Origin of the sequence: Vibrio sp. V38_P2S17PM301 (assembly GCF_009904845.1) — a bacterium.
Lineage (GTDB): Bacteria > Pseudomonadota > Gammaproteobacteria > Enterobacterales > Vibrionaceae > Vibrio > Vibrio proteolyticus.
Window position 1 is genome coordinate 96,014 of the sequence record NZ_WXWO01000052.1, and the last position, 13,774, is coordinate 109,787.

The 13,774-nt window shown below is 53.1% G+C and carries 13 protein-coding genes; 5 read left to right on the top strand and 8 right to left on the bottom strand.

The window, feature by feature from the left end:
* Nucleotides 1-5 precede the first annotated feature (5 nt).
* The 4 genes from CAG64_RS11650 (at nt 6) to crp (ending at nt 3,038) form a co-directional block, all read left to right on the top strand.
* Nucleotides 6-983 (top strand): hydrolase, encoded by a 978-nt coding sequence (locus CAG64_RS11650; protein ID WP_161451400.1) that lies wholly within the window; start codon nt 6-8, stop codon nt 981-983.
* A gap of 31 nt (nt 984-1,014) precedes the next feature.
* Nucleotides 1,015-1,227, top strand: a complete 213-nt coding sequence (locus CAG64_RS11655; RefSeq protein ID WP_021704491.1) for a YheU family protein — start codon at nt 1,015-1,017, stop codon at nt 1,225-1,227.
* Between the two features lie 68 nt (nt 1,228-1,295).
* The gene (locus CAG64_RS11660; RefSeq protein WP_021704492.1) at nt 1,296-2,165 is read left to right on the top strand and encodes a phosphoribulokinase; all 870 of its coding nucleotides are present in this window, start codon (nt 1,296-1,298) and stop codon (nt 2,163-2,165) included.
* A 240-nt stretch (nt 2,166-2,405) separates the two neighbouring features.
* The gene (gene crp / locus CAG64_RS11665) at nt 2,406-3,038 is read left to right on the top strand and encodes a cAMP-activated global transcriptional regulator CRP (protein ID WP_005381432.1); all 633 of its coding nucleotides are present in this window, start codon (nt 2,406-2,408) and stop codon (nt 3,036-3,038) included.
* A 73-nt stretch (nt 3,039-3,111) separates the two neighbouring features.
* On the opposite strand, the gene CAG64_RS11670 is transcribed toward crp, so the two are convergent.
* From CAG64_RS11670 to CAG64_RS11690, 5 genes are all read right to left on the bottom strand, one after another.
* Nucleotides 3,112-3,909 (bottom strand): DUF1338 domain-containing protein, encoded by a 798-nt coding sequence (locus tag CAG64_RS11670; protein WP_161451402.1) that lies wholly within the window; start codon nt 3,907-3,909, stop codon nt 3,112-3,114.
* Nucleotides 3,910-4,072: 163 nt separating this feature from the next.
* Nucleotides 4,073-5,530: a succinylglutamate-semialdehyde dehydrogenase gene (gene astD, locus CAG64_RS11675; protein ID WP_161488628.1), complete on the bottom strand. Its 1,458-nt coding sequence runs from the start codon at nt 5,528-5,530 to the stop codon at nt 4,073-4,075.
* 18 nt (nt 5,531-5,548) lie between these two features.
* Entirely contained in the window at nt 5,549-6,568 is a 1,020-nt protein-coding gene (astA, locus tag CAG64_RS11680; RefSeq protein ID WP_021704495.1) for an arginine N-succinyltransferase, read from the bottom strand.
* Between the two features lie 97 nt (nt 6,569-6,665).
* Entirely contained in the window at nt 6,666-7,877 is a 1,212-nt protein-coding gene (locus CAG64_RS11685) for an aspartate aminotransferase family protein (protein ID WP_021704496.1), read from the bottom strand.
* Between the two features lie 380 nt (nt 7,878-8,257).
* Complete coding sequence (locus CAG64_RS11690; protein ID WP_161488634.1) at nt 8,258-8,836, bottom strand: aminodeoxychorismate/anthranilate synthase component II; 579 nt, start codon at nt 8,834-8,836, stop codon at nt 8,258-8,260.
* A 245-nt stretch (nt 8,837-9,081) separates the two neighbouring features.
* On the opposite strand from CAG64_RS11690, the gene CAG64_RS11695 reads away from it, so the two are divergent.
* Nucleotides 9,082-9,438, top strand: a complete 357-nt coding sequence (locus tag CAG64_RS11695; protein ID WP_161488629.1) for a hypothetical protein — start codon at nt 9,082-9,084, stop codon at nt 9,436-9,438.
* 60 nt (nt 9,439-9,498) lie between these two features.
* On the opposite strand, the gene CAG64_RS11700 is transcribed toward CAG64_RS11695, so the two are convergent.
* Genes CAG64_RS11700 through CAG64_RS11710 form a run of 3 tightly spaced genes read right to left on the bottom strand, consistent with a single transcriptional unit; the run spans nt 9,499 to nt 13,579 of the window.
* Entirely contained in the window at nt 9,499-11,247 is a 1,749-nt protein-coding gene (locus CAG64_RS11700; RefSeq protein WP_161488630.1) for an L-tyrosine/L-tryptophan isonitrile synthase family protein, read from the bottom strand.
* Between the two features lie 53 nt (nt 11,248-11,300).
* Nucleotides 11,301-12,746, bottom strand: a complete 1,446-nt coding sequence (locus tag CAG64_RS11705) for an FAD-binding protein (protein WP_161488631.1) — start codon at nt 12,744-12,746, stop codon at nt 11,301-11,303.
* Nucleotides 12,743-13,579 (bottom strand): TauD/TfdA dioxygenase family protein, encoded by an 837-nt coding sequence (locus CAG64_RS11710; RefSeq protein ID WP_161488632.1) that lies wholly within the window; start codon nt 13,577-13,579, stop codon nt 12,743-12,745. The genes CAG64_RS11705 and CAG64_RS11710 overlap by 4 nt, the downstream gene beginning before the upstream one ends.
* Nucleotides 13,580-13,774 lie beyond the last annotated feature (195 nt).

Here is a 13,774-nt window from a genome sequence, read left to right on the forward strand (position 1 = left end):
ACGCTATGACCCAATTTATCGCTGCTACCGGACTGACAAACCCACACCTGCAAACACTGGCACCGCGCTTTATCCGCAAAAAAGCCCTGTTTGACCCCTTCTGGCAGACGCTGGACACACCAGACGGAGACTTTCTCGATTTGGCCTGGAGCGAGGCGTGGCAGAGCGACGCCGCGCAGACAAAGCCCTTGTTCATTCTGTTTCATGGCCTGGAAGGGTGCTTTTACAGCCCTTACGCCAATGGCCTGATGCACGCCTTTACTCAGGACGGCTGGCTGGCGGTGATGATGCACTTTCGCGGCTGCAGTGGCAAACCCAATAACCTCGCCCGCGCCTACCACTCCGGTGAAGTGGAAGACGCGCGTTTGTTTCTCGAGCACTTGCAGTGTCTCTTCCCGCATCAGCCGAAAGTGGCCGTCGGCATCTCTCTTGGCGGCAATATGCTGGCCAATTACCTGGCGCGCTACAACGACGACCCGATCCTCTCAGCAGCGACCATTGTTTCAGCACCACTCGACTTGGCCGCTTGTTCAGAGCGGATCGAGCAAGGGTTTTCCCAAGTCTACAAAAAGTACCTGTTGTCGTCGCTCAAGCGCAATGCGCTGCGTAAACACCACCTGTTGAAAGGCGAACTGGATGTCTCGTATGAGCACATCAAACGGGTCACTCGACTGTACGAGTTCGATGATCTGATCACAGCGCCGTTGCATGGCTTTAAAGACGCCCGCGACTACTACCAGCAGTGCTCAGGTATCCATTGTCTCAAACAGATCCGGATTCCCACTCAAATCATCCACGCCAAAGACGACCCTTTCATGACCGAGGCGGTGATCCCGAAATTCGTCCTGCCGGATAACATTGACTACCGGCTGTTTGACCATGGCGGCCATGTCGGCTTTCTCAGCGGTAGCGCACTGAAACCTCATTTCTGGTTGGAAGAAGCCTTACCGGCCTACTATGAAAGTGTCCGCGATACGGCATAATAGGCCGGCATCATAAAAGAGAGAGGTATTTATGATAGTTCCATGGCAACAGATTGACGCGCACACACTCGACAACCTGATCCGCGAATTCGTACTGCGCGAAGGCACCGATTACGGTGAAGTGGAAACGTCCCTGCAACACAAAGTCGACCAGGTCAAAGCGCAGCTTGAGTCCGGAGAAGCAGTGATCGTCTTCTCTGAACTGCACGAAACGGTGGACATCCAGCTGCGCCGCCATCTTTAACTGCCACACCACAATTGTCACGTTTCCATGATATAGTGGTTTCATAATCAAAACAGACAGGGAATGTCATGTCAGCAAAACACCCGATCATTGCGGTGACCGGTTCCTCCGGTGCCGGAACGACCACCACTTCGGAAGCTTTCCGCAAGATGTTCAACATGATGAACATCCGCCCGGCCTGGGTGGAGGGCGACAGTTTCCACCGCTTTACCCGTCCGGAAATGGATGTGGAAATCCGTAAAGCGCGTGAACAAGGACGTCACATCAGCTATTTCGGCCCTCAGGCCAACGATTTCCCGGCACTGGAAGAGTTTTTCCATAAATACGGCGATGAGGGCGTCGGTAAAGTGCGCCGCTACTTGCACACATTTGATGAAGCCGTGCCCTACAACCAGATGCCCGGCACCTTTACCCCGTGGCAGGAACTGCCGGAAAACTCCGATGTGCTGTTTTATGAGGGGCTGCACGGCGGCGTGGTCGACGGCGACACCAACGTCGCGCAACATGTGGATCTGCTGATCGGCATGGTGCCAATCGTCAACCTCGAATGGATTCAGAAATTCGTGCGCGACACCCGCGACCGTGGTCACTCGCGCGAGGCGGTGATGGATTCCATCGTGCGCTCAATGGACGACTACCTCAATTACATTACGCCGCAATTTTCACGAACGCACATCAACTTCCAGCGCGTCCCCACCGTCGACACCTCCAACCCGCTCAATGCCAAAGGCATCCCGAGCCTGGATGAGAGTTTTGTGGTGATCCGCCTGCGCGGCATCAAGAATGTCGACTTTCCCTACCTGCTGGCCATGATTGACGGCTCGTTCATGTCGCGCCACAACACCATTGTGGTTCCGGGAGGAAAAATGAGTTTTGCTATGGAACTGATTGTCCGGCCTATCCTGCAACAGCTGATTGAAACCGGAAAAATTGGTTAGAAATGCACGGCGCGCAAGATTACTTTTCATACCGTGATCATGTGCACATTTTTGCGTAAATAATCACAACCCGGACACGATTAAAATCAAGAAATCGTTTTCGAAAAAGGATACTATTCTTAACCGAAACACAAGATAGCTTGCAGCATTGGTAAAGTGCTCTTATTCTAGTAAGTCAAATTCAGGCTTGGCTAAAATATGGATAGCGGCAAGCGTACCCTGCAGAGGAAGTGAGATATTATGGTTCTAGGTAAACCTCAAACCGACCCAACACTAGAGTGGTTTCTTTCACATTGTCATATTCATAAGTACCCTTCAAAAAGCACGCTGATCCACGCGGGCGAGAAAGCAGAGACTTTGTACTACATCGTCAAAGGGTCTGTTGCTGTACTTATTAAAGACGAAGAAGGTAAGGAGATGATCCTGTCTTACCTGAACCAAGGTGACTTTATCGGTGAACTTGGTTTGTTCGAAGAAGACCAGGAGCGCACAGCTTGGGTTCGCGCGAAATCTCCTTGTGAAGTCGCGGAAATTTCATTCAAGAAATTCCGTCAGCTGATTCAGGTCAATCCGGATATCCTGATGCGCCTGTCAGCCCAGATGGCTCGTCGTCTGCAAGTCACCAGCCAGAAAGTGGGCGACCTGGCGTTCCTAGACGTTACCGGTCGTATTGCTCAGACTCTGCTGAACCTAGCCAAACAACCAGATGCGATGACCCACCCAGACGGCATGCAAATCAAGATCACTCGCCAGGAGATCGGTCAGATTGTCGGCTGTTCACGTGAAACAGTTGGTCGTATCCTGAAAATGCTGGAAGAGCAGAATCTGATTTCTGCCCACGGTAAAACCATCGTGGTATACGGCACGCGTTAATTTCCCGCCAGAAAACAACGTTCAAATTGAAAAAGCCACCGTCAGGTGGCTTTTTGTTATCATGCCGAACGTGTTACGACTGACTGTCGGTGCTCTCGAAAATCTTATCCGCCGAAGCCGCCACAAAACCCGGATACAACTGACCATCCGCCATCGGGTAACGCTTAGCAAATTCATAAAAGCCACCCGGGATGATCTCACTGCCTTCACTAAACTGAACCACGACTTTATCTGCCATGGTCGAAGATTGTTCCAGCAGTACATCCGGTGAGCCTTTCACTTCGCCACCTGAGGTATTGATGGTAAAGCCTGCCTGTCGCAGGTGATCATTGACCTGCTGCACTTCATCGAACGCCTTGAGCTGATTCACACTGACGGTAAAGTGGTTCGCACCGTAGCCATGCGCAGCCAGCCAGGAGGCATACTCGCTCTCTTTCGCCAGCGTTTGGTAATCCGCATAACTCAGTTGCCACAAGCGACCACCGTACAAAAACGCTTCCCCTTCCAGCGCCGCAGCATCGACCTGCGCAACCAGATTGGCGACGATGGCCTGTAGCGCCGGCGAGCACTCTTCCACTTTCAGCTCGCTGATGAACACTTTTGGCTGCAGCGGATCCGGGTGTTCATAGTGCTTGGCCACCAGCTTCTTGCTCTCAAACACATAGTCGCCACACGGGGTGTAACCCAGCGCCAGAAACGGTTTGGCCAGGGTGTCGATACCAAGTGGTGCGACATTAAAGGTGCGCAGAGCTATGTGATCATTGATCAACGGCTCGTCTTCCTGCAGCAGTTGATGAACTTTGTCCGCGGACGGACACAGGCGGTGAATGTAGTCATTCCACAGCGATTGAAATAAAACAGCTGGCGTCATAACGCCTCCTTGTCGGGGTTGTTAACGTGTTATCGAATTGTGCTCTCTCTTCACCGGCCCATTTAATCGCCCGGCAAGATAGAAAGGAGGCTACCTGACGGCATGTCCAGAATGCCGCGCAGATAGCCTTCAACCTGTGACGAAACTGAGTGTAATACTGTCGTTATAGTTCTAAACCCGGGCTCAGAGTGGCCGGCAGGATCGTTTCCCCACCTTCCATTGATGCCATTGGGTATGCGCAGTAATCGGCGGCGTAGTAAGCGCTTGGACGTAAGTTGCCTGAAGCGCCCGGACCACCAAACGGCGCGTCACCGCTAGCGCCCGTCAGTTGACGGTTGCGGTTCACGATACCGGCGCGGATGTGCTCCACAAAGTAGTCCCATTCGCCGTCATCGGTCGACACCAGGCCAGCCGATAAACCGAAACGGGTATCGTTAGCCATCTCAACCGCGCTTTCCAGCGTGGCGTAGCGCACCACCTGCAGCAATGGGCCAAAGTACTCTTCATCCGGCAGCTCAGCGATGTGAGTGACGTCAATGATGCCTGGCGAGACGAACGCTGCTTCACCCGGCGTGGCTTCCAGCAGGCTTTCTCCGCCCAGCGATTGTAAGTTCGCCTGCGCGTCCAGGATCACTTTTGCCGCAGCCTGAGAAATCTGCGGCCCCATGAACGGTGCCGGCTCGGCAAACGGCTGATCGATACGAATGTTCTTGGTTGCGTCAACCAAACGGGCAATCAGCGCATCGCCTTTCTCTCCCACCGGGACGTAGAGGCGACGAGCACAGGTACAACGCTGACCGGCACTGATGAACGCCGATTGAATGATGGTGTACACCGTCGCGTCCAGATCGCCGTAGTGCTCGGAAATCACCATTGGGTTGTTGCCACCCATCTCCAGCGCTAACATCTTACCAGGCTGGCCTGCAAACTGACGATGCAGCAAGTGACCAGTATTGGCACTGCCGGTAAACAGCAGGCCATCGATGCCTTTGGCATCCGCCAGCGCAATGCCGGTTTCTTTCGCGCCCTGCACCAGGTTAATGACGCCCGCAGGCAAGCCGGCTTTTTCCCACAGCTTGACGGCAAATTCACCGGTCAGCGGCGTTTGCTCTGACGGTTTAAATACCACCGTATTCCCCGCCAGCAATGCCGGCACGATGTGACCGTTTGGCAGGTGACCCGGGAAGTTGTACGGCCCAAAGACCGCCATCACACCCAATGGACGGTGACGCAGCACAATCTGGTTACCGTTCGCTTCGCGAGCCGCTTCACCGGTGCGATCATGATAAGCGCGGATCGAGATCGCGATTTTGCCGGCCATGGCCGCCGCTTCAGTGCGCGTTTCCCACAACGGCTTGCCGGTTTCTTTGGCAATGATCTCGGCAATCTCTTCGCTGTGTTGCTTCACTTGCTCGGCAAACGCCAGCACAATCGCTTCACGCTGCTCAACGCTGAGTTTTTTCCAGCTCAGGAAAGCCTGACGCGCCGCTTTGATCGCGGCGTCTACCTGCGCAGGCGTCGCACTGTCGCCCTGCCAGATCACTTCATTATTGTATGGGCTTTGAGAATGCATCGGCTCGCCTTGTCCGGCGACCCACTCTCCAGCAATCCATTGAGTCATCTTGTTTATCCTTCTCTTTTATTGCACCAGCATGCGCACATAATCGCCCGGTGCCAAGTGCAGCGCTTCGGCCACATCCGGGGCCAGAATCACGCTTTCGCTTTCTTTGTCATACGCCGCTTTTGCCGCCGTGGCACGGAAGTTTTCAAATGACGTATTGGCAATCAGAAAGTCCTGTGAACTGGCATGCTCCGCAATCGTTACTTTGGCGCGAATCGAGTGACGCACCGATTCGATATTGCGCAGGTCACACTCAACCGTTGGACCGGCATCAAAAATGTCGACATAGTTGCGACAGGTGAAGCCTTCTTTTTCCAGCAAACGCAGGGCCGGGCGGGTGTTTTCGTGAACCTGACCAATGACTTGCTGCGCTTCTTTGCTCAGCAGATTGACGTAAATCGGCAGCTTCGGCATCAGGTCGGCAATAAAGCCTTTTTTACCAATGCCCGTCAGATAATCCGCCATCGTGAAATCGATGGAGAAGAAGTGTTCCTGCAACCATTGCCAGAATGGCGAGTTGCCTTCGGCGTCGGACACGCCACGCATTTCAGCGAAAATGGTCTTCGAGAAACGATGCGGATGTTCCGCCATCATCAGAAAACGACACTTAGACATCAGACGGCCATTCAAGCCCTGACGGAATTGCGGACGCAGAAACAGGGTGCAGATTTCCGAACAACCTGTGTAGTTATTACCAAACGTCAGCAGTTTCACTACGTTATTGACCCCGAGTTTCGGGGACGAATGCACAATGGTACTGATGTGGTAAGAGTAGAAAGGTACATCCCAGCCGATCGACGCTTCGATCCCGGTCGTCCCGGCCACTTCGCCGCTGTCGGTGTCAAAGCCAACCATCAGGTAGCCTTCATCCCCCGGTCCGGACACGTCCGGTTTGGCGAAACTGTATTCTGAGTGCTGAATGCGGTTGGTTAACAGCTCTTCGTTAACCGGCAGTGATGTGAATCCATGACCCGACTCTACCGCGCAGGTGTGCAGCGCATCGTAGTCTGACATTGCAATAGGGCGAACAACTAGCATCAATATTCCCTCCAGATGCAAACAGGGCCTAATCATTAGGCCCCAGGCATTCGCCACACCCCCTCATCCTATGAGAGCGATGTGGCGATCAGCCGGCTTAAACCAGTGAAGCGATCGCTTTCTCCAGTCGTGCCAAGCCTTCTTCAATTTCTTGTTTTGTAATCACGAGTGATGGTGTAAAGCGCACGACATTCGCGCCAGCCACCAACACCATCAATCCTTGCTTGCCCGCCGCGACCAAGACGTCACGCGCACGGCCTTGCCATTCATCGTTGAGTGCCGCGCCCAGAAGCAAGCCCTGACCACGAACCTCTTTAAACAGCGAGTATTTATCATTAATTTTAGCTAAACCGTCGCGGAAAAGCGCTTCACGCTCTTTGACGCCCGCCAGGGTGTCAGGCTGACTGACGATATCAACCACCGCTTCCGCAACCGCACACGCCAGTGGGTTGCCGCCGTAAGTTGAACCGTGAGTGCCCACTTTGAGGTGCTCTGCCAGTTTGCTGGTCGTCAGCATTGCACCGATAGGGAAACCGCCACCAAGTGATTTTGCGGTGCTGAGAATATCCGGAGTCACCCCCAGCCCTTGGTAAGCATAGAACTGGCCAGTACGACCATTACCGGTTTGCACTTCATCAAAGATCAACAGCGCGTTGTGCTTGTCACACAGTTCACGCACTGCCTGAACAAACTCCGGCGTCGGAGGCACGATACCGCCTTCACCTTGTAATGGCTCCATCATTACGGCACAAGTACGATCCGAGATGTGGGCCTGAAGCGCCGCCACGTCATTGTATGGTAGGTGCGTTACGTCGCCTGGCTTCGGACCGAAACCGTCTGAGTACGCTTCCTGACCGCCGACGGTAACCGTGAAAAAGGTACGACCGTGGAAACCTTGTTTGAAGGCGATGATTTCTGATTTTTCCGGGCCAAACACATCCGCCGCGTATCGGCGGGCCAGTTTCAGCGCCGCTTCGTTGGCTTCAGCCCCGGAGTTGGCAAAGAAGACCTTTTCCGCAAAGCTGACTTCAGTCAGCTTTTTCGCCAGACGCAGCGCCGGCTCGTTGGTCATGACATTGCTCAGGTGCCACAGTTTATTGCCCTGTTCCGTCAATGCCTTCACCATCGCCGGGTGACAATGCCCCAGACAGCTCACAGCAATACCGCCAGCGAAATCGATGTATTCGTTACCATCCTGATCCCAGATGCGTGAACCTTCACCTTTAACCGGAATCATCTCCATTGGGTTATAACAAGGTACCATTACCTCATTAAACAAACCGCGTTCTACTTTATTTTCCAAAGTCATTACACATTCCCTCTTGATACCGCATGCCAAGCAGATCAGCGTGTTATCCATCAATTTCTTGAAAGCATATTTTGTGTTGCATTTAAGCTGCGGAAGCATTGTATTTACATTTAATTAACCATTTCAATAGTGATTTGTTCTTTTTCACGCCGCTTTCGCCCGTTATCAGTCACTATTCATGATTATTTATGCATCAACTCACCGCTTTTATGAAGCTTTTTTTCCGTCGCCCTGGCTCAGCAGACCAGCCAACTCAGTGATAGCGGGCGTTCAGGTGGGGACGCACTATGTGCGGCGAATAGATTTGCAGTGTTTATTCAGATGCAATTTTGATGAAAGAAATGTTAAGAAAAGTGATCGCGGTCAGAAAGACACCTGCCTCAGCGTGCCAGAAAATTGGCCAGAAGCTGATGGCCTTGCTCGGTTTTGATCGATTCAGGATGAAACTGGACCGCGTCAATTGGCAACGACACATGCTGGTAGCCCATGATTTCATCGACACGGCCATCGTCATGTTCCGTCCAGGCGGTCAGTTCAAAACAGTCCGGAAAACTGTGCCGTTCAACCACCAGCGAGTGATAACGGGTCACGGTCAGTGGATTATTGAGCCCGCGAAATACGCTGCGACCGGTATGACAAATCGGCGAGGTTTTTCCATGCATGACCTGACGTGCCCGCACTACCTTACCTCCAAACACCTGAGCAATGGCCTGATGACCCAGACAAACCCCCAGTATGGGCAGACGGCCAGCGAAGTGTTCAATCGCCGCCAGCGAGATGCCAGCTTCATTCGGCGTGCAGGGGCCGGGTGAAATCACCAGATGGGTTGGGTTTAAGGCGGCGATCCCGGCAATATCAATCTCATCGTTACGTACGACGCTCACCTCTGCCCCCAACTCACAGAAATACTGGTAGAGGTTGTACGTGAACGAGTCGTAGTTGTCGATAATCAGCAGCATAGTGAAAGTGATATCCATTATCTGATCCAGCCAGGTGCGGTATTGTGCTACAGCGAGACGGAAAGGCAAGCCCAAACTGGCGTGTGCCAGTGCAATTCTGCTGGCCGCGATACACGGCAACCGCCGTCATTTCACAAAAACATCAGTAACCACCTGAATATTCATGCCAAAAATGATACCTTGCTTCCTAATTATAACTAGATGATTTGCTAACTAATTGTCTGCCACCAACGTCGGGTAATCTAATGAAAAAAGCCATTCTATGCGCCACAGCCGGTCTGATCCTGGCTGGCTGTCAATCCACCATGGGCCACGTCCCAGCCATCACAGCGGATCAGGCTGTGGTCACCCAGGCCCAACAAGCACTGGAAAAATACGACGTTTTTATCAACGTGGACGACTCTGGCTTGATCACGTTTACGCGCACGCTGCCAATGGATTACGTCTGGGCACCGGTGGAAATCAAAAAAATCAGCCGCCAGGTTGCGTGCGATGACCTGCGTTTCTTTGTCGACCGTGGCATGGTGGTGAAAATGGTATTTGAAGGCCAGCGCGGACGCGTCGATTACTTTGATCAGCAGCGCTGTATCGACGAGTTTTGATCACTCACGCCGAGAAAAAACGAGCACCCAGTGCTCGTTTTTTGATTGCTTTCAATCCAGTCAGGCAGGGCTGGTTTGCCGCGGCCGGCTTTCCGTGGGCTGATTGTGCGCTTGCCAGGGGGAATTGACCGATATCGGCTGACGGACCACCACGCCTTCGCAGGTCCCGACAGCACTTGCGATCAAAGTGGTGTGATTGTTCACCAGTAGTACGTCCCCGCTTTGCAACGTCATCACATGATGCGCCGCCGAGCGATCGAGTGCCGGAGCCAGACTCGCCGTGACCGATTCCCTATCCAGATTCTGACCGGAGAACGATACCGCTGTGACCAGCGCCGGGCTCCAGCGCAGGCTCCAGCCATAGCGAGGAACGCGCATCACCAGCGGGTATGTCCGCGCCTCGGCGTAGGTGACCAGCGTCGTTTGCAAACTCGCACGCTGCGCACCATTGAGGCGCAGCGCCGCCAGCGAGGCATCCCACAACGCCACTTCCGCCCTCGTCTCGGTGCAGCAAAATGCCCATTCATCCGGCGTCGTGTCGCTGTACGAATAGTCACGCGCTGCATGGTCCGACGGCAGGCTGAGACCAAACCAGGCAGACTGCGCCTGCAGCGCCGAGGCAACATCCTTCTCAGGTAAGCACTCTACGTTAGGCGTCAACCACTGTTCGAGCTGGTCAGGCGTGGACAACGGGCGAGCCCCGCGCAGACGAACCACGGAAAACGCACGGGCCAACTGGCGAAGCTGAGCCTGTGGCAAGCGCGCCAGTGCGATCTCATCAGGCCATTCCAGTGTCAGGCCGAATTGCTCTGCCTGCAAGGTCGCACGAAGCGATCCAAGTAGCTGCGCGTCAGCAGCATCACTGACGTACAAACGTAGCAGGCACCAAAGTGTCCCCTGATACGTGACAGGCACAATGACCCCTTCCTGCTGACGATGTTGCTGCTGGGTATCGATCACAAACTCTCCACGCCGGGCGTCAAACAGTACGCTCGTGTGCCAAGGAGTTTTAAACGCCCGCTCTTCGAACAGAAACAACGAATATTTGTGCCCCTGCATCGGATGTTCATGAATGCTGAGCCGGATGGCGTGGCTGAAATACGCATTAAGGAAGTTATCCAGCGCCCGCCCTTGCACCATCATCCCCTTGGCCATCTCAGACAGACGCTCACGGCGCGCTTTGTGGCTCAGCGTCGCCAATACGTGTTTCTGATCCTGATGCATGAACTTTTTCAGCCCCAGATAGGTGCAGTGCATGGCATGGTCGTGTTGCTTGAGGCGGGCAAAATCCTGTTCGTAAGCCGGATCACCGAAACGCTGTTTTAAGCCACTGAAATACTGATATTCATTCAGGTCATCGAACGCGGGGAAGTGTTCAAAATTAATAATTTTCACACAGTCACTCGCGTTCATATTTTCCACCATATTACGTAAACCATCGGAATAACGATAATGATGCTCCAGATCGACATGAATATAATCGGAAAACGTATGATAGTCGGAAAAAATATAAAGCATGACGCCAGGAGAATATACCGACTGAATATCGCGAATAGCTTGAATAAATTTGCGTAACACCCGGTATTCACCCAGATCAGGCAGATGGCCCAATACTTTATCCAGATTATTCGTCTTACACGGAAAAGCAGGTAACAATAACGTAATGGGCTTACGCTGCGTGACACAATCACTAATTTGCATTTTCAGTGTTTGATAGCCGTGAAATGTCGCGTCGGTTTGTGCCAATAACTGATCCAATAAAATAAACGCAATGTTATCCACACATTGTTGCTGTTGATGATCAAGCATAGTGTTTCCTTGTAGAAAGCGAAGGCAGTTTGCACCGTGCCCTTCGCCATCGATTAAAGAGCAGGTAAACCAGACAGAAGTTTGGCGGCCTGGGCCAGAGGTGCCGATGCAGCAATGTAACCATCGGGCCGAATCAAAACAGCCAACCCTGCATAATAGGGACTGTCGCTCCAGTAATGATCAGCGATCGCCTGCGGGTAAACACGCAAACAGCGAACCTGTGGCGGCAACTCAGAAGGCAGTTCGGCGTCACCGCTCAGCAATAAGGTGAATGAGCGGTAATCCAGCCACTGATAAAGCCGGCAGGAGTGCTGCGGGCAATGCAACTCAAAGTCATACACCCGTGTGCCTTTCAGACCTTCGTCACCATAGCGGATGCCCATCCCGGTGATGTTGCCGGCACGCTGCTCCACGATGCGCACATAATCTTCAGCGTGAGTACCGCCAGCCGAATATTTGGTCGCACGCACCAACGCACCGGAACTGTCAATCACACTGCGCGCCACCGGCTGACGTTCGGCCTGATAACTGTCGAGTAACTCCGGAGCCGCCTGACCACGCAATACCATATTCAGCTTCCAGATCAGGTTAAACGCGTCCGCCAGACCGGTATTGAGCCCTTGTCCCCCGTTGACCGAATGGATGTGGCAGGCATCGCCCGCCAGAAAAACGTGTCGCTGATGATCGTAGCGGTCTGCCACCGACTCCTTGACGGAGAACTGCGAAAACCATTCGACCTGTGTAAAACGTAGCGAATGAGGGTGCATGGCGCGATTGATGCGGGCGATCACCTCTTGTTGAGTGAAGACTTCGGTATCCATGCGAATGTAGAAACGATCCAGTTTCCCTTCGCGCGGAATCCACGCCACATCCGAGGTTTCAGCCTGAAACACGATAATTTCCGGCACCTTAGAAAAGTCAGTTTCAATCTCACCATCGATCACGGCCCAGACAATTTGCGGCCGTTCAATTTGAAACGGAATCGCAAAGTGCTGTCGTACAAACGAACGTCCCCCATCCGCGCCAATCACGTAACGAGAGCGCAGACGTTCGCCGTTACTCAGTTGAGTCTCACAGCCCTGTTCGTCAAGCTCAATATCCAGCACACAGACACCACGCTGCACCGCCGCATGCTGTTCCAACGCCAGGCCATCGAGCAACTGCTCCAGATGTGCTTGTCCCAACATCAGAAAATGGGGATAAAAACAGCCCTGCAGCGCCGTCCACCAGTGTGATTGGCGCGAAACAAACTGCCCGTCGGCCCACACTGAACTGGTGTTGCACGGTTTGCCTTTCGGATAGAGCGGCGCAAACAAATCCACCATATCAAGCAGTTGCAATGTACGGGCATTGAGGGCGTCCGCACGCCCGACCTGCAGCGGACCATCGGATTTATCGATGATGGTTGACCGCAAGCCACAGCGCTGGGCCAGATAATGACACATCTGTCCGACCGGGCCGGCTCCAATGATCAGAATGTCGCTGTGATAGTCGCTCATCGGTAAGACTCCAGATTCGGGTTATCAAACGGCGGATCGCTCAGCACCTGAACGCGGCGGATATGACGCGGCGAGTGGGACAAAAAGCGCTCGCGGCCATGCAGTAAGGTAAAATTGTCGGTGATCACCACGTCGTCACCACACCACTCATGGGCATAGAAATGACGCGGATCGTACAGAGCCTGACGCAGGCTATGATGAAACTCAGCCAGTTGCTGCTCTTCAATGCCGCTAAAACGCACATCCGGCGGGTTGATCAGTTCGCCACGCTCAGCAAAATGCGGCTCTGCGTATCGGATCACCTCATACGCCCGGTAAGGATGCCGGGCTATCACCGCAGACACTGTATGACTGGAGTAAAATTCCATTTCACGTTGATAATGCCCGGTTACCCGTTGCCACAACGCACGTTCCTGCTCGGTCGCGTGCTGCAGCACTTTGGCGGTATGGGTGAAAGTCGTCCGTCCGCCCTGACCAGCGTGTGGAGCCTGCACACATTGAAAAATCTGGTACTCCGGTACCTGAGGCCGGAACATTCCGTCCCAGTGCAGCGGCATGTAACTGCTGTCAAAAATGTGATCAGCCGGCTGCGCTTGCTGGACGAGATCCAGCACCTTGCCAAACGGCCAGAGGCTGATCTCGCCCCACAGCTCACAATAATCGGCAAACTGCTCAGCTTGATCGAATGCTTTAAAACCGCGCAGCAATACCAGCTGATGCTCAATAAACAGTTCACGCAACAGCGAAATTGGCACCACGCTGACGGGTAGGCCTGCCTGGGCCGCCTCAATTTTGACGCCAAACGGACTGAGTTGGGTCACCTGATAATTCATCACCCGTTCCTTTTACACATCGTTATTAAAATAAAAGAACACCGTACTCATTATTTCCGAGCGATAAGGTCAAAAAACAACGAGAATATTTGCACAATATTGATATTCAGAAGATTGACATTGCTAAGTTGATAATTAATTCCAGTAGGTTTTAGGAATAAATATCCCAATACCACCATATTGAGGTGGCGATTT